The sequence below is a fragment of the Paenibacillus dokdonensis genome (genome assembly GCF_004916975.1).
Taxonomy (GTDB): Bacteria; Bacillota; Bacilli; order Paenibacillales; family Paenibacillaceae; genus Paenibacillus_AQ; species Paenibacillus_AQ dokdonensis.
In genome coordinates this window covers 2304261-2326572 of the sequence record NZ_STGQ01000001.1, presented here as the reverse complement: position 1 = coordinate 2326572, position 22312 = coordinate 2304261, and the positions used below count along the sequence as shown (strand labels likewise).

The 22312-nt window shown below is 43.7% G+C and carries 20 protein-coding genes and 1 pseudogene; 7 read left to right on the top strand and 14 right to left on the bottom strand.

All coding sequences use genetic code 11. The annotated features are described in order from the left end of the window. Positions 1-130: 130 nt before the first annotated feature. Together E6W40_RS30350 and E6W40_RS10710 are read left to right on the top strand one after the other, a co-directional pair. Positions 131-184: pseudogene (locus tag E6W40_RS30350) on the top strand (hypothetical protein); the annotation flags it as partial. A 27-nt stretch (positions 185-211) separates the two neighbouring features. After that, the gene (locus E6W40_RS10710) at positions 212-412 is read left to right on the top strand and encodes a hypothetical protein (protein ID WP_342774710.1); all 201 of its coding nucleotides are present in this window, start codon (positions 212-214) and stop codon (positions 410-412) included. Positions 413-545: 133 nt separating this feature from the next. On the opposite strand, the gene E6W40_RS10705 is transcribed toward E6W40_RS10710, so the two are convergent. Both E6W40_RS10705 and E6W40_RS10700 read right to left on the bottom strand, forming a co-directional pair. Next, entirely contained in the window at positions 546-1010 is a 465-nt protein-coding gene (locus E6W40_RS10705) for a phage tail protein (RefSeq protein WP_136605458.1), read from the bottom strand. 278 nt (positions 1011-1288) lie between these two features. Continuing rightward, entirely contained in the window at positions 1289-1768 is a 480-nt protein-coding gene (locus E6W40_RS10700; protein WP_136605457.1) for a GyrI-like domain-containing protein, read from the bottom strand. A 109-nt stretch (positions 1769-1877) separates the two neighbouring features. Here E6W40_RS10700 and E6W40_RS10695 point away from each other — a divergent pair, with 109 nt between their 5' ends. Continuing rightward, entirely contained in the window at positions 1878-2840 is a 963-nt protein-coding gene (locus E6W40_RS10695) for a helix-turn-helix transcriptional regulator (protein ID WP_136605456.1), read from the top strand. 136 nt (positions 2841-2976) lie between these two features. Here E6W40_RS10695 and E6W40_RS10690 read toward each other — a convergent pair whose 3' ends face one another. Then, positions 2977-3957, bottom strand: a complete 981-nt coding sequence (locus E6W40_RS10690; protein ID WP_136605455.1) for a phosphotransferase — start codon at positions 3955-3957, stop codon at positions 2977-2979. A 447-nt stretch (positions 3958-4404) separates the two neighbouring features. Here E6W40_RS10690 and E6W40_RS10685 point away from each other — a divergent pair, with 447 nt between their 5' ends. Further along, a complete protein-coding gene (locus E6W40_RS10685) occupies positions 4405-5556 on the top strand; it encodes an FAD-dependent oxidoreductase (RefSeq protein WP_136605454.1) in 1152 nt (383 codons plus the stop codon). Between the two features lie 164 nt (positions 5557-5720). Here E6W40_RS10685 and E6W40_RS10680 read toward each other — a convergent pair whose 3' ends face one another. The 9 genes from E6W40_RS10680 to E6W40_RS10640 form a co-directional block, all read right to left on the bottom strand. Further along, positions 5721-7199 carry an Lsa family ABC-F type ribosomal protection protein gene (locus E6W40_RS10680; RefSeq protein ID WP_136605453.1) on the bottom strand — a complete coding sequence of 493 codons (1479 nt, stop codon included), beginning with the start codon at positions 7197-7199 and terminating at the stop codon, positions 5721-5723. A gap of 179 nt (positions 7200-7378) precedes the next feature. Beyond that, entirely contained in the window at positions 7379-8425 is a 1047-nt protein-coding gene (locus tag E6W40_RS10675; protein ID WP_136605452.1) for a Cfr family 23S rRNA (adenine(2503)-C(8))-methyltransferase, read from the bottom strand. A gap of 378 nt (positions 8426-8803) precedes the next feature. Further along, on the bottom strand, positions 8804-11401 hold the full coding sequence (gene ppsA / locus E6W40_RS10670) for a phosphoenolpyruvate synthase (RefSeq protein WP_136605451.1): 2598 nt from the start codon (positions 11399-11401) through the stop codon (positions 8804-8806). Between the two features lie 566 nt (positions 11402-11967). Further along, positions 11968-12930: a metallophosphoesterase family protein gene (locus E6W40_RS10665; RefSeq protein WP_136605450.1), complete on the bottom strand. Its 963-nt coding sequence runs from the start codon at positions 12928-12930 to the stop codon at positions 11968-11970. Further along, the gene (locus E6W40_RS10660; protein ID WP_136605449.1) at positions 12905-14149 is read right to left on the bottom strand and encodes an MFS transporter; all 1245 of its coding nucleotides are present in this window, start codon (positions 14147-14149) and stop codon (positions 12905-12907) included. Before E6W40_RS10660 ends, E6W40_RS10665 begins: the two co-directional genes overlap by 26 nt. Further along, positions 14146-14967, bottom strand: coding sequence for an MBL fold metallo-hydrolase (locus E6W40_RS10655; RefSeq protein WP_136605448.1), 822 nt, complete (start codon positions 14965-14967; stop codon positions 14146-14148). The genes E6W40_RS10660 and E6W40_RS10655 overlap by 4 nt, the downstream gene beginning before the upstream one ends. Positions 14968-15164: 197 nt before the next feature. Beyond that, positions 15165-15941, bottom strand: a complete 777-nt coding sequence (locus E6W40_RS10650; protein ID WP_342774690.1) for a DeoR/GlpR family DNA-binding transcription regulator — start codon at positions 15939-15941, stop codon at positions 15165-15167. 134 nt (positions 15942-16075) lie between these two features. Then, positions 16076-16615 (bottom strand): GNAT family N-acetyltransferase, encoded by a 540-nt coding sequence (locus E6W40_RS10645; RefSeq protein ID WP_136605447.1) that lies wholly within the window; start codon positions 16613-16615, stop codon positions 16076-16078. A 226-nt stretch (positions 16616-16841) separates the two neighbouring features. Beyond that, positions 16842-17744 (bottom strand): LysR family transcriptional regulator, encoded by a 903-nt coding sequence (locus E6W40_RS10640; RefSeq protein WP_136605446.1) that lies wholly within the window; start codon positions 17742-17744, stop codon positions 16842-16844. 200 nt (positions 17745-17944) lie between these two features. Here E6W40_RS10640 and E6W40_RS10635 point away from each other — a divergent pair, with 200 nt between their 5' ends. Together E6W40_RS10635 and E6W40_RS10630 are read left to right on the top strand one after the other, a co-directional pair. Continuing rightward, entirely contained in the window at positions 17945-18424 is a 480-nt protein-coding gene (locus E6W40_RS10635; protein ID WP_136605445.1) for a DinB family protein, read from the top strand. A gap of 71 nt (positions 18425-18495) precedes the next feature. Further along, positions 18496-18900: a nuclear transport factor 2 family protein gene (locus tag E6W40_RS10630; RefSeq protein WP_136605444.1), complete on the top strand. Its 405-nt coding sequence runs from the start codon at positions 18496-18498 to the stop codon at positions 18898-18900. A gap of 102 nt (positions 18901-19002) precedes the next feature. Here E6W40_RS10630 and E6W40_RS10625 read toward each other — a convergent pair whose 3' ends face one another. Both E6W40_RS10625 and E6W40_RS10620 read right to left on the bottom strand, forming a co-directional pair. Then, the gene (locus tag E6W40_RS10625) at positions 19003-20205 is read right to left on the bottom strand and encodes a multidrug effflux MFS transporter (RefSeq protein ID WP_136605443.1); all 1203 of its coding nucleotides are present in this window, start codon (positions 20203-20205) and stop codon (positions 19003-19005) included. 135 nt (positions 20206-20340) lie between these two features. After that, positions 20341-21390 (bottom strand): NAD(P)-dependent alcohol dehydrogenase, encoded by a 1050-nt coding sequence (locus E6W40_RS10620; RefSeq protein WP_136605442.1) that lies wholly within the window; start codon positions 21388-21390, stop codon positions 20341-20343. Positions 21391-21740: 350 nt separating this feature from the next. On the opposite strand from E6W40_RS10620, the gene E6W40_RS10615 reads away from it, so the two are divergent. Then, positions 21741-22289, top strand: coding sequence for a TetR/AcrR family transcriptional regulator (locus tag E6W40_RS10615; RefSeq protein ID WP_136605441.1), 549 nt, complete (start codon positions 21741-21743; stop codon positions 22287-22289). Positions 22290-22312: the final 23 nt, after the last annotated feature.

Here is a 22312-nt window from a genome sequence, read left to right as displayed (position 1 = left end):
GGTTTGGGAGACCGGCATCGCCGCCATCCAGGTTAAGGCCAGTGTAAACAGCGCAAGTATAGCAGCTACGGCCGGCCAAGGGAATGCCAACCGGTGAGGGTGCTAAAAAAAGGAAACCCAGTGTGCATTTGTGCCGTATTACTGTTTTCTTATCGACATTTGCCCCTCATGCAAAGGGGTATGGCTCGATCGGGGTGAGCTGGACAAGCTGATGCAAGACGTCAGGGATGTTCGCCAGGATTACAATGAATGGTACTACGGGGATTCCCCCAGTAAATATGGAGCAAAGAAGGAAGACCAGCCTTCAGGGCAGTATTATCCACCTCAACAGCAGTACCCTGATCAAGGCCATTCGCCTCACAAGAAAAAGAAAAAAAGTGTCATGGATATGTTCGGAGACTTGTTCGATTAGTTTATGAAACGCATAGCTGCCATGGGTTATTGGCAAGACCTTTCGTGTCCCTCAAATCATGAAATAACAACAAAAAAAGAGCTGCGACGTTTCGCTGCTCTTTTTTTCCTTTATGGATAATGAAAGTAAACCTTTAATATTCACCTTTAATGACAAAAAATGATCCCCGGATGGTTCCAGCCAATTTAGACTTCTGCCTGGCAAACTTAAACTTCCCTTCTAACTCCTCCGGTACCTCCATTCCCTCTGAAAGCTTAAAACCAACAGCCCGCTTCTTCGGGTCATCAACCGTATACATGACATTGAGTCCAAGACCATCTTCATAAAAAACATAGGCAAAACGGATGTTTTCCACTTGAAAACGGGATGTTTCCAAAGGCTTGGCCGCAAACTCGATATCACGTTCCTCTTTCAAAATTCGATTCACATAATCAAGGGTATCCTGACTTTCGCTGGCGGGTACGACCGTAAACTCATGCTTGTATTTGTTCATAAAGTAACGCGCTTCATTCGCGCGCAACCCAGCAAGCGTTTCGGCTACAGGCGAAGATTCCACTCCAACCGTAGACACATTTTTAAAGTCAACGATATATGACATTTCGATTCCTCCTAAAAGTTTTGCGAGCTTTGCATTATAGAACTGGCTTCGAGCAAAACTCGCATCGGAAGCATTGGCTTAGTTTTGCGAGCTTTGCATTATAGAACTGTCTTCGAGCAGAACTCGCATCGGAAGCACTGGCTTAGTTTTGCGAGCTTTGCATCATAGAACCGGCTTCGAGCAAAACTCGCATCGGAAGCATTGGCTTAGTTTTGCGAGCTTTGCATCATAGAACCGGCTTCGAGCAAAACTCGCATCGGAAGCATTCATTTATCTCGTTATTTCCTAACAACAGGAATCCACATTTCGCCAAATACAACGTCGTCTCGCTGCCCCATCTCAACCGATGTATTCGGCCCGCCGACATAGGCAACTTCATTTACTTCCGGCAAGACCTGGCCAAAGGCAATGCCGGCAAGTTGATTGCTGAGCTCCTCAGACGAATTCGCTTCTCCTTTAACAACGATGTATTCCCCCTTAGGAAATTGGATCATTCTCGTTGCTTCAGGCACCGATGCCTCTGTCATGACGCCAGCATAATACATCATCTTATTATTCACTGCTTCGTTCACGGCAAAAATATAGTCATTCGTAGCGACGGATTTTAACTTGTCCAGCGTCCCATCTTCTTCGACGGCCGACCAAAATTCTGCCTTTTCTTTGTTAATGCCGACAAAATCTGTGTAATGGCTCTTGAGCTCCGTTCCAATTCCTAAAACGATAAAGCTGTCCTTTTCTTCCAATGTATATGATGTCATATTCAAAACCTTCCTTTTTTTAAATTAATCAAATGATTTGTCTTTTCACTTGATAGGTTTATAATAACCTTAAACCATGTCAAAAGGTGATACTGTTTAGGGGGCTCGCATGAAAAAAGTTGAACGGATTAATATCATTATGCGCTATATCAACAACCGCGCCCACTTTACTATTTCTGAAATCATGCGGGAGTTCAATATTTCTCGTTCGACGGCTATTCGAGATATCCGTGAAATCGAAGCCATGGGGATGCCGCTCGTTGCTGAAGTTGGCAGGGATGGTGGTTATTTTGTCATGAACAACTCGATCCTGCCCACGGTACGCTTTACCGATAACGAGATAAAAGCTCTGTTTATTGCCTTTATGGCCACAAGAAATCAACAGCTCCCTTATCTGAAGAGTCGCCAGTCGTTAGCTGAGAAATTGCTGGGGCTTATCTCGGAAAACCAGCAAGATGACCTGGTTCTGTTGAATCAAATGTTGCTCTTTGAAGGGACTAACCCGAGTAATCCCGATCTGCTCGACTTGTCGGACCTTCCCCATCCGATGTTGGAGAAACTCATTCAAATCATTCTGTTAGACAGCTATGTATTGGTTTCCACCGAAGAAGTGAAGGAATTAAAGTCTTATCCCCTATATCTCCTGCATCTTTATCGCGAAAAAAGCGTCTGGTTGATCGAAGGCTTTGATTTGAAGGAAGAAAAAAGAAGGATATTTCCTGTCGATGATCTCACCCAAGTAGAGCCTTACACTGAAAAAATAAGAGTAAGCAAGAAAAAGATCTTAGAACAACTGCGAAAACAGGAAGAAGTCATCAATCTTGTTCTTGAACTTGGTCCAAGGGCGATTGCCCAGTTCAGAAAATATCATCCTTTAAAAGTATCCATATCCTATACGAATCCTTACCAAACTACTGCCATTTTAAAGACTTTTATCAATGTCAATACCTCCGAAGAAATGACCGAAATAACCAATTGGCTGCTTTTCCTGGGTGGGGATATCAAGGTCAGGGAGATGCCGGCAGAAGTCCAGGAATGTTTGCAAGACAGATTAAGCTTATATTTCCCATAAGCAGTCCCGGTTAAACCCCAAGCTGTCTTTTTTGGAGCAGTCACACGGTCAAGTAAAAGCCCGAGGCTGTCCCCTTATACAGTGAAAAAAAGCCGCGATTTACGCGGCCATACAACGATAATAACGATCATTTCACTTACAAACCTTCTTCAATAAATCGTAATGCGCATTGGGAATGATGAACGGCCAGCTGACTCGCAAACTGTTGATCTGGAAATCCTCTATGAAGCAGCTTCAAACCACCCGAGGTTAACGAAATATGGTGGTGATACCGATAAAACAACATCCTGTAAGGATCGAGCGTATCGTTCTTTAGATATCGATAAAAATCTCCGAACCTAAACTCTAAAAAACTGTGTTCATGCTCAATATCAAAAAACATTGCCCCTTCAATATCGATCAAATAAGGTTCAAGTCGGTCATTAACCAAAACATGGTCAGGCCCGAGTTCCCCGTGAATAAACCCATATCGTGTTCTAGGTTTGATTCTAGATTCAAGTTCATATAACGTATCGAGTAATTTGCTTTGGTGTTCTCTGATGCTATCTATATGTTGGGAAGCATAGGCTAACTGAACTTTTGCATTTTCCATTTGCAAGTGATGACAATTCCCTGAGGTCATTCCACTTTGATTCGCTTTTCCATAGAAATGTCTTTCTGTGGTATGCATGCTAACAAGCATTTCCCCCAGCTGTTGAAATACCTTATCTTGAACTCGTAAATCGGAATGATGGAAATAGGCCTCAGCTTTATGCCCATCTATATACTCAACCAGCGCGTAATCAAAAGGATACAGGTTTCTTTCCGTATTCAGATCATACAGAGCGGGCGTTCGAATGCCATGTTCGGTTAAATATTTGCTATTCATTGCAAAAAGGTCGCTTCCATAGGATTTTTCATGAATGTTATCAGCAGCGATTTCTTCTTGAAAATAATTCATAGTAAGATCCCATACATACAAAACGCAGGAGAATCCATTGCTGAATTCGATTTTATAGACCACCTTTTGCGCTCCGCCATGCATGTTCGATACATGATCCACAACATAACCGGCACCAAATACCTTCTGAGCATAATCCTGTAAATCAACTTTATCGAGGTGACAATAAATATCCATAAGTACAAAAACTCCTTTTTAAGGTTTTGCCGGCTACATAATAGTAAAAAATATCCACCCAAAAGTATAGACTTTTTCTTTATGATTGTTTATGATGTTGAATAAGGTCTCGAATAAAATAATCATGTTAATACAAAAGCCTTTGGATCGTATCCAAAGGCTTTTTTTTGATTACGGAATAAGGGCTTCCCCATGGTTCCACATAAAGAAATCTCCTTCTACGGGCATGGTGCTTTCGCATCTCGTAATTCAAAAACGTTGATTCATAAATATATTCCCTCCAAAAATACGGATTTTTATCCCATAACCTTAATCATTAAGCGGGTCTCTGGCAATCGATGAAGCGGTCCGAGTTCGTTCAAATACCGAGAGCATGTTTCCGTTTCTTCGTTCATCTTCAGTTCATACAAGTCGGCTATGATACCGATATAATATGATTTTAGGGAGATGAGATATATGGCAGCGAAGGAACAACGTATTGCGATTATCGGCGGGGGGCCGGGCGGATTAATGCTCGCGCTCATTCTTCAAAAAAAGGGTATTCGTTCCACAATTTATGAGCGCGAAACGAACGATACAAACGCGCAGCGGGGCGGCTCGTTGGACATTCATGAAGAATCCGGTCAGCTCGCGCTTCAAGAAGCAGGTTTACTCAAACCATTTCGGGCGATGGCCAGGTATGAAGGTCAAGATATGCGCCTTTACGATAAGCACGGTCAGCTCCATATAAATAACGTGGCGAACGTCGATGTCCCAGGAAGCCGCCCGGAAATCGATCGGGGCATCCTATGCGGACTTCTGCTCAACGCATTGGATCCCGGATGCATCCGTTACGGCTATCAACTGGTCGAAGCGCTGCCTCTCTATGACGGCAAACACGAATTACGCTTTAACAACGGGCATACCGACATCGTGGATCTTGTCGTCGGAGCGGACGGAGCCTTCTCGCGCATTCGCCCTTTGCTTACGGAAGCCGTGGCGGAATACACGGGTATTAGTCGAGTGGATCTCCGTATCGACACTGCCGAGCACCCTGAATTGGCTGCCTTTAACTCGCGGGGCAGCATGTTCAGTCTTGGCGATCATAAATCCATCAGCGGTCAACTCAATGGAGATGGTCACATCAGAGTTGGCTTATCTTTCAGAGCAGACCGTGAGTGGCTGGATACTAGCGGAATATCGTTTGATCGGCCCGAGAAGGCAAAAGAGCAGCTGCTGACCTACTTCGACGATTGGGCGGAGCCGCTGAAAGATTATATTCGTTGTGCCGATGGGGCTGTCACCTCCAGACGTATTTATACGCTGCCAATCGGGCTTCGATGGGTCAGTAAACCGGGTGTTACGCTGATCGGAGACGCGGCGCATTTGGCCCCTCCTGCCGGGGACGGAGTCAATCTGGCGATGCGAGATGCCGCTGAACTGGCTTGTTCGGTTGATCGCCACTATGACGAGCTTAACAGAGCGATTGAAGCCTATGAAAGCAAGATGTACGCTTATTCTTCCGAGTCTGCCAGGATGTCGTACGACAATTTTATGCTCATGTTATCCGATGATGCTGTAGGCAAGGTTACAGATCTCTTAAAGAAGGCTCTTAAATAGATATTGGTCACTCGATGTGCCAAGAAGGTTAACATATTTTAATTACGGTTAACCAATACGCATTCTTGTCCTCCAATCTTGGCGGAAGCATGTAGCATCATAATATTAAATTCGGCTGTAATCAGATACGATAAAAATGCACCTCTTTCGAGGTGCATTCGGGCCTACATCGATATCGTTTTGGTTGCAACGGTTTGTTGAAAAGCCTGATCATGTTCAACGAAAACCATGGTGGGATTAAATGTTTGAATCAGTTCCTCGATCTGCATGCGCGAATAAAGATCGATAAAATTTAACGGTTCGTCCCAAATATATACATGCGCTTGTTCGCATAAACTTTTGGCTATCAGCAGTTTTTTCTTTTGTCCGCCAGAATAATGTGAGATGTCTTTCTCAAACTGGATTCGGTCAAAATCCATCTTCCGCAGGATCGATTTGAATAACGGTTCATTGATCTCATGCTCTTCAATAAAATCCGATAACATGCCCTTCAAATGGGAAGTATCCTGCTGAACATAGGAAATGACGAGCCCGGAAGCTAATTTCATCGTGCCTGTATACTGTAACGATTGTCCCAGGATTAGCTTGAGAATGCTGCTTTTCCCGCTCCCGTTCTTTCCGTCCAGTACGATTCGATCCCCTTGCTCAACGGTAAAGCTGATGGGTTTATTCACGATTTGGCCATCGTATTGAACAGACACGTCATCTATAACAACCCATTCTTTTGACTGAAAATCCAATGCTTCTAAAGCCAATGCTTCGGTTTTTTCCACGTTTTTGAGCAGTTTGGACTTTTCCTCAATCGCCTTTTGCTGCCTTGATTCAATGTTCTTTGCCCTTTTCATCATCTTGGCCGCTTTATGCCCAACGAAGCCCTTATCCAATTTCGAACCTGAATTCGTCGTCCCGTTTTTGGAGGCTTCCACCTGATGGGACCAATCCGATGAACGCTTGGAGGATTGCTTTAATCTCCCGATGTCTTTTTGCAGACGCTGATTCGTTGCCTCCTCATGTTCCTGCTGTCTATCGAAATTTAGCTTCCAGGAAGAATAGTTCCCGCTTTGGACTTCAATATTCGCTCTATTGATCGACAAAATATGGTCGACGCATCCATCCAAAAAGTTCCTGTCATGCGAAATTAGAATAAACCCTTTTTTCTTCTTTAAATAATCCGAGACGATCTTTCGCGCACTGGTGTCCAAATGGTTGGTAGGCTCGTCGATTAATAGGAATTGGCCTTCATTCAAAAATAATGCGGCAAGCAGTACTTTGGTTTGTTCTCCATTGGAGAGCGTTTTAAATGGCCGGTACATGACCTCGGCATCAACTTCTAAATAGGAGATTTCTCGAAGAAATTCCCAATCTTCAGCTTGGGGACATATTTCCTCAAGGATTTCATACGTGTACTTATTTATATCCGACACCGGATAAGGGAAAAAATTGAATTCGACCGAAGAAACGATTTTCCCGCTGTACTCATAATTCCCTAATAGTAGATTCAAAAATGTCGTCTTGCCACGTCCGTTTCTACCGATAAAACCAAGTTTCCAATTTGTATCGATATGAAAGCTCACGCCTTCGAAAATGTTGTCAAAGCTGGATGGATAGGAAAACGTTAAGTCTTGAACTTGAATCATTGACATGATGATTCCTCCTTTGTATATCTCGCTGGTTTCTTTCATACAAAGTCGGCACATCCATCGATTTTTGCTTCTCCGTATAAGCTTGATGGATATTAACGACTTATACGGAGCATTACATGTGTCACCACAGTATCTGAACTACTCATTTCTTTCACTCCTTTCTGTTACAGGCGAACAATTCAATCCTCTGAATAATTTCCATATAGCTGACCGCAAGCAGCATCGATATCAATGCCGAATTGACTTCTAACGGTCACATGAATGCCTGATGATTGTAATGTTTTGTAAAAATTAATCACTCGGTCCTCATTCGTTTCATCAAACCTTAACGGGGAACGCACTGTTGGGTTATAGCGGATTAAATTCACATGGTATAGTCGTCCTTCTCTGTATCGACCCTTCAATAAATGCGCTACTTCTTTGGCATGATCCATTGAATCATTCACGCCGGGTAACATAATATAAGCAATATAAACCTTTCTGGATGTGACTCGTATATGCTCATCTAATGCGTCCATGACATCGAATAATGGATACTTATCATTAATCGGCATGAGCTTACTTCGCTGTTCGTGAAAAGGAGAATGCAACGAAAACGTCAAATGGACTTGCGGATAATGGAGAGTCATTTTTTTAATGCTCGGTATAATCCCAATCGTTGAAATCGAGATCCTCCGAGGACTTAAAGCAAACATCGCAGGGTCCGTGAGCACGTTTAAGGCATCGAAAACTTGGACATTGGCTAACGCTTCCCCCATTCCCATAAAAGAAATACTGTCCATGGAATGCCCTTTCAAGTAAAAATGAAGGATTTGGTCGGTCATTTCATCCGAGGTCAAATTCCTTTTTAATCCAATGTCGCCTGTCGCGCAAAATGTACATCCGAAATGACATCCGCACTGGGAAGAGACGCAAAATGATTCCCACCCGGCTTTATATTTCATATTTACTGTCTCTATTCTTTCTTTTCCCGATATCCCAAACAAAACTTTAGTGACTTGCTCGGAATGCTGTTCCATTAAAGGCTCGATATCTAAAATAGACGTTCCAAATTTCATGGCTAGCATTTCTCTTAACCGTTTGGGAAGTACGGTGATGTCGTTGAATAATTCGATTCTCTCATGAAAAATGGCATTCAATATTTGTTTCATCCTAAAATCGGGGTAATGATGCTCTTTCAAGAATGCCTTTATTCTTCTATATTTATTGTCTTGTTTGAGTTGCATGTTTTCCATCCTTCCATAAGACTCTCTAGTTTACGGGAGTATATAGAAGGAGTGGTCTATCCTGAAGATGAACCGCAAAAAAAGCACCGATAGTAATATCGGTGCTGAGCTTTAGAACGAGAATCACGACTAAAATGATCAAGGATTCTGAGTCATTTCTCTGTCATGTATTCGCCGTAGAGGCAAAGCTCCGATAACTGTTTTTTGTATGGTGGTTCCGCATAAAAAAGGACAGACTACTCCCTTTGTCCGCGAAATCATCGCCAAATTTCACGTTTTTTCCATACAGAATTCTAAAAACAGTTAACATCGCTTACACCCCCCTTTGTCGAATTTATTATTGAGTTAATCTAGCATATAAATGAATAGGTGTAAAGTTTAATTCAATATTTCGATATACCCTTCTGTGCCATTCACGCGAATTCGTTGACCATCCTTGATCCGTTTCGTAGCACCCTCTACGCCGACAACGGCTGGTAAGCCATATTCACGCGCGATTACGGCTCCATGGGTCATAAGTCCGCCAACTTCGGTGACTAGACCTTTTAAGGATACAAATAATGGTGTCCAGCCAGGATCCGTAAAGGGAGTGACTAATATATCTCCATCTTCCAGAGCAGCCTCTTCCATATTCAAAATGACGCGTGCTCGTCCCTCGACCACTCCCGAAGATACCGGCAGTCCAGCAATAGCTTCAGCCGGGATATTTTCCCGTTTGTACTCGCCTACAATGATTTCGCCATCCGACGTGATCACGCGCGGTGGAGTCAGTCTGTCATAGATTTTGTATTCATCTTTTCGTTTGCAGATGATTTGGTCATCCAGTTTATGCGTACGAACGACCTCGAGAAGTTCTTCGAATGTGAGATAGTAAATATCTTCTTTATCATGAATAACGCCCGCTTGTACAAGTCGTTCGGCTTCCTTCAGTAAAGCCTGCTTATAAACGAAGTAGCGGCTAACATAACCGTATTTTGGATACTCTCTATATCCGATGAAATTCCGGATGAGATCGATCATTCGTTTAGTTTCTGTAGCCTTTTGTTCACCATCCGGTAATTGCTTCAATCGATCGATTAACTCTTGTTCTTTTTCCAATGCTTCCTTGCGTCCTTGCTCGAATTTCCGATGGCTTTCTCGAGGCTCAAAGTTTTTAATGTTACCCAGAATCAACGGGACAAGCGTCATTGGTTTTTCGCTCCAGCGGGTTCTGGTAATATCGATTTCTCCTGCACATCTCATGCCGTATTCGCCCAGATAAGCAAAAATCGCGTCTTGGGTTTCCTGCCCGCCTTCAAATTTAGGGAGTTCATCCAGAAAGTTTTCTTCTTTTGCATGCTGCAAATAATCAATGACCTCCGGATAAGGACGGATTACGTCCGCGACATCCAATAAGGCCAGGCCCATTTCCGAAGTAATATTATTGGGTACAGATTGAGAAAGCGTATCGGCTGCGTTTTTTTCTCCTAACCACTCGTTCATCTTTTCATTGATCCATGCTGAGGCATTCATAGCAGCCATAAATACACTTGTACTTCGGGGATTAAATAGGATCTTCTTTAATTCCTGAATATCTTCCAGAATAAAATCAAGCAAATCCGATCCCGATTTCGCTTGGATGTTTTGTTTTAACTCTTTGATCGATGTTTGACTAAGCTTCATCAAATCGGAAACGATTGTCGGGTCATTCTCGAAATGTGCCGGCATATCTGTATTACTTCTGTTCCGATTCGGTGATGTGTGATCATTAGGTAACAATTTTATAAAATCTCGCTCTATGATCGTCATAAGTGCGCCTTTTATGAGTGGATCGGATGCCATGGTATTTAATAAAGCTTCCCGGCCGACAGGTGTAGCCATCCTGGGCGCTACATCAACAAACAACCTCCCGCCGGCTTTACGCATAGGTGCAGCAGTAACTAACAGGTAAAAAGACAATCCCAATGGTTTTATGGGATCTGTCATCATTTGTTGATGACCAACAGACAGATAGACATGATTTTCCTGATCATCCGCTTCAGGGATCGGGTATAAAGTCGTGATCGGACGACTCTGCACGATATAAAATGTATCATGGGCCAAACACCATTCGATGTCTTGGGGGGAACCAAAATAAGCTTCGATCTGTTTTCCGATGCGTGCCAGTTGTAAAATTTGTTGGTCCGTCAGCGTTTGATTCTTTTGCTGATCAGGATCGATCTGCTTTGTCTCTGTTCCGCCTTCTTTTCGTCCATAAATTGCCAATGTTTTGGTTGCGATCCTTTTATCGACGATTTCCTTTTCCCGTACTTTGTAACCATCGGCAGATACCAAGCCAGAAACCAGTGCTTCTCCAAGTCCAAAACTGGCATCGATGGATAGCAACTTTCGGTTGGAGGTCATTGGATCAGCGGTAAACAAAATTCCCGAGGCCTGTGGGAAAACCATCCTTTGAACAATAACGGATAAATACACTTGACGGTGGTCGAATCCATTCTGCATACGGTAGATGACCGCCCGATCCGTAAACAGGGAAGCCCAGCATTTACTGATATGCTGCAAGATGGCATCGACGCCAATGATATTTAAGTAGGTGTCTTGTTGACCCGCAAAAGAGGCATGCGGTAGATCTTCAGCAGTCGCACTTGAACGCACTGCGTAAGCATGTTCCTCGCCAAACCGGGAGAGACCGTGAGTCACTGCTTTCACAACATCGGAAGGAATTTCTGCTTCCATAATGATTTGCCTTATCTTCCTGCTGATTTCACCAATTTGATCTCGATCATCTACTTTTAGCATGGTTAGTCGATTGAGCAAAGACTGATACATTTCGTTTTGTTCGACGGCTTGTTGATATCCCACTGTAGTAACACAAAATCCTTCTGGTACATGGATCCCTTCAATTTTTGAAATTTCCCCTAAATTTAATCCTTTTCCGCCAACGAGCAAGAGCTGCGTCTTTTCTATTTCTTGAAAACCAAGAACCAAAGAACTCATTCAACATCTCTCCTAACCATTAAATTGAGAAAAAAGCATTTGACAAGGGTTTATCAGCATGCTACAATTAAAGTGTAAGATAACATAATTATGTCCAGAACCCTTGACACAGGCGTGATCTGATTATATCATTGTGTCTTTATATATGCAATATCAAAGAATCCGGCAAAACTGTCCAGGTTCTTTTTTTGATTTCTAGGTTTTAATAATCCTTATCTGCCGCTCTATTAAGTTTCGGCCGGAACGTTCTTTTCTTTTTTTAACCCCCACTCTCTTCGCTTCATATCCATCGTCTTGCTCACCGGCACCTGAATACATGTTTTTGCCCATAAACAAAGAAAAGATATATGTTCTTGTCCTGAGCAAAAGACAAGAAAATATATCCTTAAATTAAAAAGCTTTGGGTTTGCGGTTTTCGACGCGAGTTCTTATTCTGGCTTTTTAAAATAATCAGTCGATACTATTTACCATTTTCCTTGGAACCCTATTGAATCCAACCGGGAGTCCCCTGATTGGAAATAGATGTACGTTAAGACAATATTGCGACTCCGGCACTACACTTGCCTTTACAGATTGTTCGGCTCATGTATAGGCAATTCCGCGACAAGCCCGTCGCTTTGGCGGATCCATGTCTCAAATTGACGCTCGCCCGCTGTTAATCGAATGACTCTTGCTCCCGTTGGAAACATATCCATGCGCTTACCGTCTACATAGCTAATGTAACGAGTAGACCTCCCGTAGCATAGGCGGATACCGTGCAGTGTGCCGCAATAATCGTTCGAGTGGTCATGTCCGGAGAACGTGCCCATAACATCTCCCATCTCCACCATAGCGGCGAACAAGCCGGAGTTCAATTGAGGCGTGCTTATCCATTCGACGCAATGTCCCTCGCACACCTTGGTCTTCCACACCTCATTGTATTCCGGCAGCGGAATATGGAAGAATGCGAGTGCAGGTAATGGCGTACCACTGTTGCGCTCAGCCAATTGCCGAGATTCGGATACGTACCACTCGATTTGATCACGGCGTATCCAATCGTATCCGCCCACCGAATCCATCTGTGAGTAATCGCCGCTGTCGAGGAAAAACAACGAAGCTGCAGGCTTTCCTGTGGAATCGTCGACCGTCAGGACATAATTTCCCGCTCCGCTCACCCCGGGAGGATCTGATTTGGCTACACAATATTCATGAAGAAGCTGCTCCTCATGCATTCTCTTTCGTGGCAAGCTCCCTTCCGAGTCGTGATTTCCGAAGACAGCAGCCCATGCTACGCGGTTTTCCTCAGCGACAGCGATCGCGCTGCGGAACGATTGAAGCGGGTCTTTGCTTCTTGCGCTTGCAATCACGTCGCCCGCAAACACCACAAGATCAGGCTGTTCGAGCTCGATGATCCTTTCCATCGTCGTCTTCGTCATTGAATCGAGAAGCGGCGTCTCAGGATCCAGGTCCTCCGCATCAATAAATTCTGTATCGGAAAACTGTACAATAACAAACGTTCCGTCCTCACGAAACTTCAGCTTCTTTTCCAAGGTATACCCTCTCCTTTGTCACATATTCCTTCCAATACCATAAGCCGATTAAAATGAATATAGCAGCGCATGCCAGATACATCGATGTCACGCCATACCGTAAACCGACCACCCAATAAATCAACGTCGGGCCAATCGCCGCCCCCAAATCGGTGGATACGGAATAAGCGGTCATGACCGTAATAACGGAACTGCTCTTTGCGGCGTCAGATGCCATGGCGTCCATGATTGTGCCAAGCGCGGTGCTTGTAACCATTACAAAAATCACAATAACAATCCAGATACCGATCGGCAGCTTCCACGGAAGCAAGGCGTAACAGACCGCCGCAGCCGCCACCGACAGCATAAACAATGGAAGTCTTCCTCTCGATCCATCCGTGCGTTGTCCGAACCATCGGGCCAAGAACGGTTCCCAAGCGCAGCGCAGCGCTGTCAATATTCCGCCTAATGCCGTGCTGCCGATGGCCAATCCGAACCACGGTACTCCCTTGGGATAGCTAGTATCAATGAGATAAGTGAGCGTCGCACTAAACACGGCGAGCAGCAATGATACAGTTAATCCGCTTATAATGATTTTCTTCACTTGCAATGACCAAACCGTATTTCCACTGCCACGAGTTGAATCTGTTTGATACGTCCCGGATGCTTTCCCCGCATTTATGGATGCCGCGATCAACGGAAGTCCGACCAACGCCATCGTACCAAACAATATCGAGACGGATTGCAATCCGAACAAGGGTACGAGCACTCCTCCGAACAGTACGCCTACCAAACTGCCAAGACGCCATAATCCGTTATACGTTCCCATTAAACGCCCACGATTCGTATTGTCGGAATAGCGGATCACGGTCAAATAACCGCCCATTCGCATGAAGGACCATGCAATTCCCCACACTGCACGAAGCACAATCCAAATTGCGAACCCTTTGAAGACACCATATCCTACTGTGGTAAGCGCCGCTAGCCCTACGGATAGGAACAGTCCCGTTCGAAGCGACATGCGGTGATACAACCAGCCAATTGCAGGATTAAGGGGAAGCCTTACGAAACGATTGACGGACAGCAGGACTCCCACCTGCCAAAGCGCGTCCAGTCCCACTTCCTTCCAATACACCGGTAGTACAATGTACAGCATCGAATCGCCGAAGAGGGTTAGTGCAGTAACAATGCCGACAACCATAATCTGTCTCTGTTCTTTTACGCTGCTGCCGCTAGTCATAGGTCAACGATCAGGCCATCATAGGCCACCTTAATGCCGTAAGAATTGAAAGCATTTTCAAAATCATTATGCAAAAAGCCGGAGTTATGAGTAAAATGAGTCACATAAATTTGACTATCCCCGCCAAGAGTGCCTTCTACCTTCCAGATGCGCTGAACTTCCAGCACGGTTTCAATCCCCATATGGTTTGGATTTCGATCATTGTTCGTAAAACTATGGGTGCAGTCCAGGATCGCCATATCTATTGTTTTGCCTTGAAGCCATGCCCAAGTATCGTCATGCAGCCATCCGGTGTCATTTCCGTAAAATAGAGCTTTACCCCCTTTTTCAATATAAAACAGCAAGCAGGTTTCCAATTGGTCATGATTTGCGAGCAGTGGGGTTATTTGCGTATCGCCTAACGAGATCGTCTCGAACGGACGCAATAAATGGAACACAAACCTCTTGCTACCAGCGACCGTGCCCAGCGCCGTCCTGCTCTGACAAATCGCCGCATCGTTGCCGTAAATATGTAAAGGATGATCAATACCGTGCGCAAACCCCTCAATCCGGTTATACAAATCAGATGGTTGAAAATGATCGTAATGCGTATGCGTGAACAAAAGATGCTCAACTGCTCCCAAGTCGACCCGATCACGGAGCGCCTGCATATGAGAATCAGCGGAATAATCAACCTTAATTACGTCATCGATCAATATAGAGCTTCTTGTTCGAATGTTTTTTCCTCCGAGCGACCTCGCTTTGCGACAGGCGTCGCAGCGGCAAAATGGGTTCGGAAATCCTTCCGCTGCAGCCGTTCCAAGAAAATGGATTTTCATGGGTGTCTCCTCCCTTTGAGAAGCATCATTTTTTTTCGACCCCTCAATTAACACAAATAATAGCACACACTCACAATCAAATACACACAAATTTCTATAATTTGCAAACCAGTAAAACGGGATATCGATGTAAAATCAATAAAAAAAACGATTCCGGGTTCGTGGAAACCAAGAATCGTTATTTGGGTTTGATCATATCATTCGTATACGATTTCGATACCGCTCTTGCTAAATTTATCTACAATATTCCGGTCGATATTGGAATCCGTTACAAACCGTTCAACTTCCGTTGCGCCGCATACTTTAATAAACGAATTTTGTCCGAACTTACTGCTATCTGCAAGGGCAATTGAACGCTTGGCGTTCGCATGCATAATTTTTTTCACTTGAACTTCCCCGACCCCGTTATCCGTAATCCCTGATTCTAGTGTAACCCCGCTCATACTCATAAAAAATATATCTGCATGAAATCGCGATGTAAACTCTTCCGCCAAATCACCGATGATACTTTGCTCGTCTTGACGAATAACGCCACCGGTCATAATCAGCGTGTACCCTGGCATCGTAATTAATTCGTTCACGATCGGAAGCGAGTTCGTAATAACCGTTAATTGATCGAATTTGGCCTTCAGAGCCTTCGCAATCTGAGTGTTGGTCGTACTGGGGTCAAGCGCGATGGACATCCCTTCGGTCACATAGCGAACCGCTATTTGAGCCAACTCTTTCTTCTCTTCTAAATATATAGATTCGCGGATCGGCAGCGGAATTTCCTGGCTATAATCCGGCTCCTTCAGAATCGCTCCGCCGTGCACCCGCCGCAGGTATCCTTCGCTTTCCAGGTATTCGAGGTCTCGTCTGATCGTCTCGAACGAAACTCCGAACTGCTCCATGAGCTCCGATGCTCGGATTGATTTGTCTTGGTTCAGTTTATGAATAATGATTTGATGCCGCTGCTCTGCAAACAACTGGTTCACTCCTTACTTGCCTTGTCTTATTGATTAGAAGTTTACCATAAATTCGTTAAATCCTCCCGTTCTACCGGTTTCACGCTATGAAAAAATCCATAATTAAGACTACCTTCGTATAAGATCTCTATTTGGGGAGTTTGTTACGTAGCAACCACATACTGTATGTCTTCACAGCTTGCTAAAAAGCCTAACCGCTCCACATGGTACAAATCATAGATTTTATCCGTATTATTTATCGATTCATATATTTCAGGACTTGTATCATTTGCTAATTTGACATACTGAAGTTTTTCAACCGCTTTCTTCGATCGAATATTCTGTTTTCGGATCTTCATGAATACCGTTTCGATATTATGTTGTTGAAACAGTTCAGCAAAAATGGATTTCTTCGCTTGTTGGTTATAGCCTTTTCCAAAATAGGGAGTTCCAATCCATGTGGCCAAGAAGCCTGTTTTATTAACAATATTATATAGATCAACGGTACCAATGGGATGTCCCATCTCGTTTAGAATCGTTCTAGAAATAGATGTCTCCTGCTCTTCTTCAACGATCAGTTGTTTGGTTATGAATAAATATTCTTCATAAGATTGGCATTTATAACGAACATAAGGAAAAACTACAGGATCGATCATTAAGTTATAAAGTGAATAGCATTCGTGCAAATCTCGTTTTTTTAACATTTAATCTACCACCTAGTCCTTTTAATTCGCTATATCAAACAATTTAAGTATATAAAAGGACTTGGGGAATTATATGAATTCTACGTGTTCTTTGTGTAAAATTCATCGCAGAAATTGTATTCCGTAAATAACAACCTAATGATTTTCATGCTTCCTTTTAGTGCCATAAGTACAGTCATTATCTTCAGCCATCTTTGGTTCCCGTGTTCGTTAAATAACCCCTTATTTATGAAGACATTGAATGTCGAATAGCTGTCTCGATATATGCTTTCAAAGACTTGATAAATGTGCGCATGGCGTAACCTATATATCTATCACTGCGATAGATCAAACAAATGTCTTGAGACGGCGTGGGATTCCTCAGGTGTACGACTTTGATGTCTGTATTGTGCAGATTTTCCAATAGAAGACGCGGCAGCACACAGACGCCAATTCCGCTCTGTACCATATGTAGGAGGGAAGATAACGTTGTCGTCACCATATGCGGCTGAATGTTAAAACCTTTGTCCATGCAAAATCGATCGATCAGCTTACGGCATTGATGGTCAGGTGGGAACATAACCATCTTCAAGTCATGCAGTCTGTTTAAGGGTATAAAGTTTTCTGAGGCCAGGGGGTCATTTTTACTTACCGCTAAGGAAAATTCCTCATGAAACAGGGGAATTGAAGTAAGACGCTCATCGGTAACAGGTCCAATGGTTACGCCGACATCAATGCTTCGGTCGCAAACTTGCTCTGTTATTTTCATGGTTTCCAGAAGGGACAAGGAGATGGTGGGATAGGCCTGATGGAAGTCCAAAAGCAAGGAATTAAACAAGAGGTCCGCATCACCGGGCAAGACGCCAATGGATAACGCCCCTCCCTTCATCTGCTTTAAGTCCGCAATGGCGTGGCTCGCTTGCTGCAGATGCTGGAACACGGCAGCTCCGTGTTCCTGAAGAATCGCCCCAGCGTCTGTAAGGACAATTTTTTTTCCCACCCGGTCGAACAACAATACCCCTAATTCTTCTTCTAATCTCCTGATCTGTTGACTGACGTTCGGTGCGCTGACTCCCATTTTTTCAGCTGCTCTTGAGAAGTGCAGTTCATCACAAATGGCCATAAAATACTGTAATTGTTTCAACTCCAAAATTTGCACCTGCTTTCCTTAGCATGAATGATGAATGCAAGTTACATCATTATTCTCACTCCTTCTTCCTTATCATGTCAATAAATATTCGTTAACTTTTACTTAACGTTCCGGTAACACCCACTGCATTGATGGTATATTCCATGCAACCTATACTGGGAATATATCAAGCATTTCTTAACAAAAAGGAGGAAATTAATATGTCTGAAATGATTATCAATACGGCAAAGGTTTTACGTCAGGTAATGCAGCAGCAGGTGCAGGCTGCCCCAGAGGAACTATTCGACGTTCAAATTGCAGGCTCTAACAATACAATCCGTTGGAATGTCGGCCATATCATTTATTGGATGGATAAATATTCTACCTTAAGCTTCGCTTCTCCATCAGTCATACCAGATACGTATGAGACGCTATTTAACTCTGGAACCAAGCCCTCAGAATGGATCTCTACTCCTCCATCGAAGATAGAACTGCTCGAAATCTTAGCCGCGCAGCTTCTTAGAATGTCTGAGCTGACACCCGAAATGCTAGAAGTAAAGCTTTCTACTCCTTATGCCATGGGTCCGTTTCAATTCAACACCGCCGGTGAGTTGTTTAATTTCGCTATCATTCATGAAGCCATCCACCTTGGAACGATATCGAGCCAACTAAAGGGTTCTGTCGCGCAAACCAAAGTTTGATTAGAAAAGGCATCTCGACGATCGAAACTCAATATTTTAAAGCGACCCGTAAATATAAGGAGGAATCTATGATGGAACAATCTGAACGTTCTATCACTTCCCGAACAAGTGAAGGTTTTGAGGCGTTTAAGCAGGCTTTAGAAAAGGGATCTACCGAGGAATTTCTTAAGCTGGTTACGGAAGATTTCCATTTCTTCGTTCCGCTCCCGTTAGAGGGCTGGGATCATGAGCAGCAAGGAAAAGAGCGGTTCGAAGAATTAATCAGGTTTGAGCGCTCCCTATTTCAAATGCAGCTGACTCCGGTTATCGAAATTGAAAATGAAGATAACGGGATGGTTGTATTTCGCTCGGAAGGTGTGTTGAATGGACGGAATTTTAGCAATGAGCTTGTTATCGTCTTTACGTTCAAGGATGAGAGGATCCATTCTTTCAAAGAATATGTAGGTATGCCGTTACGAAACTACGAGAATCCTTAAAAAGGGATATATACGAAAGAACTTACATCTTTAAATAAAAAACCACTCCTTAAAAAGAAGTGGTTTTTTACTTATTATCCTAAAATCAATTCAAAGCTGATCTTACAGGCGGATCCGTTCCCTCCCTTTAATCAGAACGATATAGGCAATGACAGATAGTAAACTGGTCGAAAATATAACAATCCCAAATGGTATAGCAGAATTCTCGCCTGCCATTCCCACGAGCGGAGACGTCACGGCTCCTAACGCGAACTGCAGGGTGCCGAGCACGGCGGATGCGCTTCCTGCAATATGCCCTTGCGACTCCATTGCTAAAGTAAAGGAAATGGGTCCAATGATTCCGATGGACAAAGCGAACAGGAAGATCGATATAAACATGGCTGATAATGCTCCATGTACCAATACTATAAATAAGGTCGCAGCAGAAGATATAAACGCTATGATTAATCCGATCAAAAATAGTCGGCTTTCCGTTACCCGGCCTACTAAAAGTTTGACGAATTGAGATCCCAAAATAATAGCAAGACCATTAAGCGCAAAGAGGATCGAAAACATTTGCGGCGATACGCCGTATATATTTTGATAGATAAACGGGGTACCCGCAACATAGGCAAAAACACCTGCGAACAAAATGCCATTGACGAGAGCATACCCCATAAACGAGCGCTTTCGGAACAAGCTGTTATAAGTTTTCATCAACGAAATGGGACTGCTTGGTACACGTTGCATTACAGGTAAGCTTTCCTTTAACCCCCATAGGGTTATCCCGGTTAATGCTATACCTAGCACCCCCAAAAATATAAATATACCTATCCACGAACTGTAGGACATGACCGCACTTCCGGCCGTAGGGGAAATTAACGGAGCCACATTGCTTATCATCGTTAGCAACGATATAAACTTCGTCATCTCGACCCCGCTAAACCGATCTCGAACAATAGCTCTCGAAATGACGAGTCCAGCGGATGCAGCTACCCCTTGAATTAACCTTAAACATATGAACCATTCTATGCTTGGTGCAAAAGCGCATCCCATCGAAGAAAGAATATATATGATCATCGAAATCAATAAAGGCGGGCGTCTTCCATAAATATCGCTTAAAGGCCCCATGATCAACTGTCCTAATCCTAATCCTAACAGGCTAGTGGTTAAACTCGCTTGAACCGCAGTTGCGCTTGTTCCAAAAAAAGCAGCGATCTGCGGAAGTGATGCAAGGTACATATCGACGGTAAATGGCCCCAACGCCGAAAATGTTGCCAATATTAGGGCAAAACCGAGAGGATTTTTTTTATTCTTATTATTCATTTCTTTAACTCCTATGACTGATTAAATGTATTCTTTAAACTAATGTTTACTCCATCTTCAATAATCCGGACTCCCCTCCAACTAAAGGGCACACCACTTGGCGTACCCTTGATATTTTTTGGCTGCAATGAATCCTTATTTATTCACCATGGTGCTGATGTCGATGACAAATCGATACTGGACATTCGAAGCAAGTACGCGTTCCCAAGCCTCATCAATCTGACTAGCAGAGATAACCTCGATCTCAGGCGTAATCTGGTGTTCAGCGCAGAAGTCAAGCATTTCCTGTGTTTCTTGAATACCGCCGATTGCCGATCCGGCAAACGACCGACGATGCGGGATAAGAGAGAATACTTGAACAGGTAATGCTTCCGGCGGTGCACCGACGTTAACCAACGCGCCGTCCACGGCCAGTAGTGACAAGTAGGCATTCAAATCAATTTTTGCGCTCACCGTATTCACAATGAGATCAAACGTACCGGCTAGCTTATTGAATGTCTCCGGATCGCTGGTCGCATAATAATAGTCCGCGCCTAATTTCAAACCGTCTTCTTTCTTCTTCAAGGTTTGAGATAAAACCGTTACTTCTGTTCCCATGGCATGAGCGAGCTTCACAGCCATGTGTCCAAGTCCTCCTAGTCCAACAACCGCTATTCTTTTGTCGGGAGCAGCACCCCAATGGCGCAGCGGCGAGTAGGTTGTGATCCCAGCACACAAAAGCGGTGCGGCGACATCGAGATCTATGCCGTCGGGAATTCGAACCACGAAATCTTCCGTTACAACGATGTGGGTGGAATAACCACCCTGTGTATATTGTCCATATCTGTCGATTGCTGCGTAGGTACCCGTATGTCCATGAAGACAGTACTGCTCCTCTCCTCGGCGGCAGCTCGCGCATTCTCCGCAGGAATCAACCATGCAGCCGACCCCTACTCGGTCACCAACATTATACTTTGCAACATCCGAACCAACCTGGGAGACAATGCCGGCGATCTCGTGTCCAGGTACGAGAGGATATTGGACCGGTCCCCAATCCCCGCGAGCGGTATGGATGTCAGAGTGACAAATACCCGCGTACTTGATCTCAATCAGGACATCATGCGGCTTAAGATCCCTACGCTCAATTGTGGTTAATTCAAACGGACCTTCCGGACCGAACACAGCACGTGCATTAGCATTAATCATGTTTAACCTCCAGATAATATCATTTTTATCAGCTAGTCCTTCTTTAGAAAATAATTAGGTTTGAATATATGGGTAATCACTCATGCCGTGTCCCTTATCTATAATGATTCGCACTTTTTTATTCACTGTCATATGTTCATCCCTCTTTTCTAAAAATGATGTTCCCATTACGGCAATTGCTGTAATCCACAGAAAGTGAATAAACAAATTAAGTTGTTTAATCAACTTGTGTCTATTATTATAGAAAAAAGTAGCCGAAGTTCAATGGTTAATAAAGCGAGATTTGTTGAAATATCAACAACATCATGAAAAGTGTTCATTATTTTGGAAAGACCAGGGGGAAAGACAAGATGGCAAAAGTGGATCGGAGAATTCTAAAAACGCAAGAATCCTTGAAAAAAGCCGTCATTGAACTGATGGCTGTAAAAAACTTCGATGATATTACCATTCAAGACATTGCAGACCAAGCAAACGTAAATCGAGGTACGATATATCTTCATTATCAGGACAAATATGATCTATTGGATCAAATCATGGAGAATCAAATTAACGAATTAAGGGATATGGATACATGGGCATGCGAGTTGGAATGGGTCGATGCTCTAGTTCCATATTTCGAATATTTCGAGAAAAATTATTTGCTTTTTTCAACCATGTTAGCATCTAAAGGTGCCCCTTCATCTTTTAGAACGCGGCTGCTTGCTTCTTTCATGGAAGGCTTCAAAGGTGAGATTGACCAAGAAAGCGGTAAAAATACGGATTTAATCGAAGATGTGATGCTGCAGTATGCCGGGACTGCTTATGTAGGGGTCATTGAATGGTGGATCCGAAATGGAATGCCCTATTCACCTCAAGTCATGGCCAAACAAGTTGGGACCTTGTTAGAAAGAAGTCTTTAATTCGAGTTACGTACGTCCCGGAT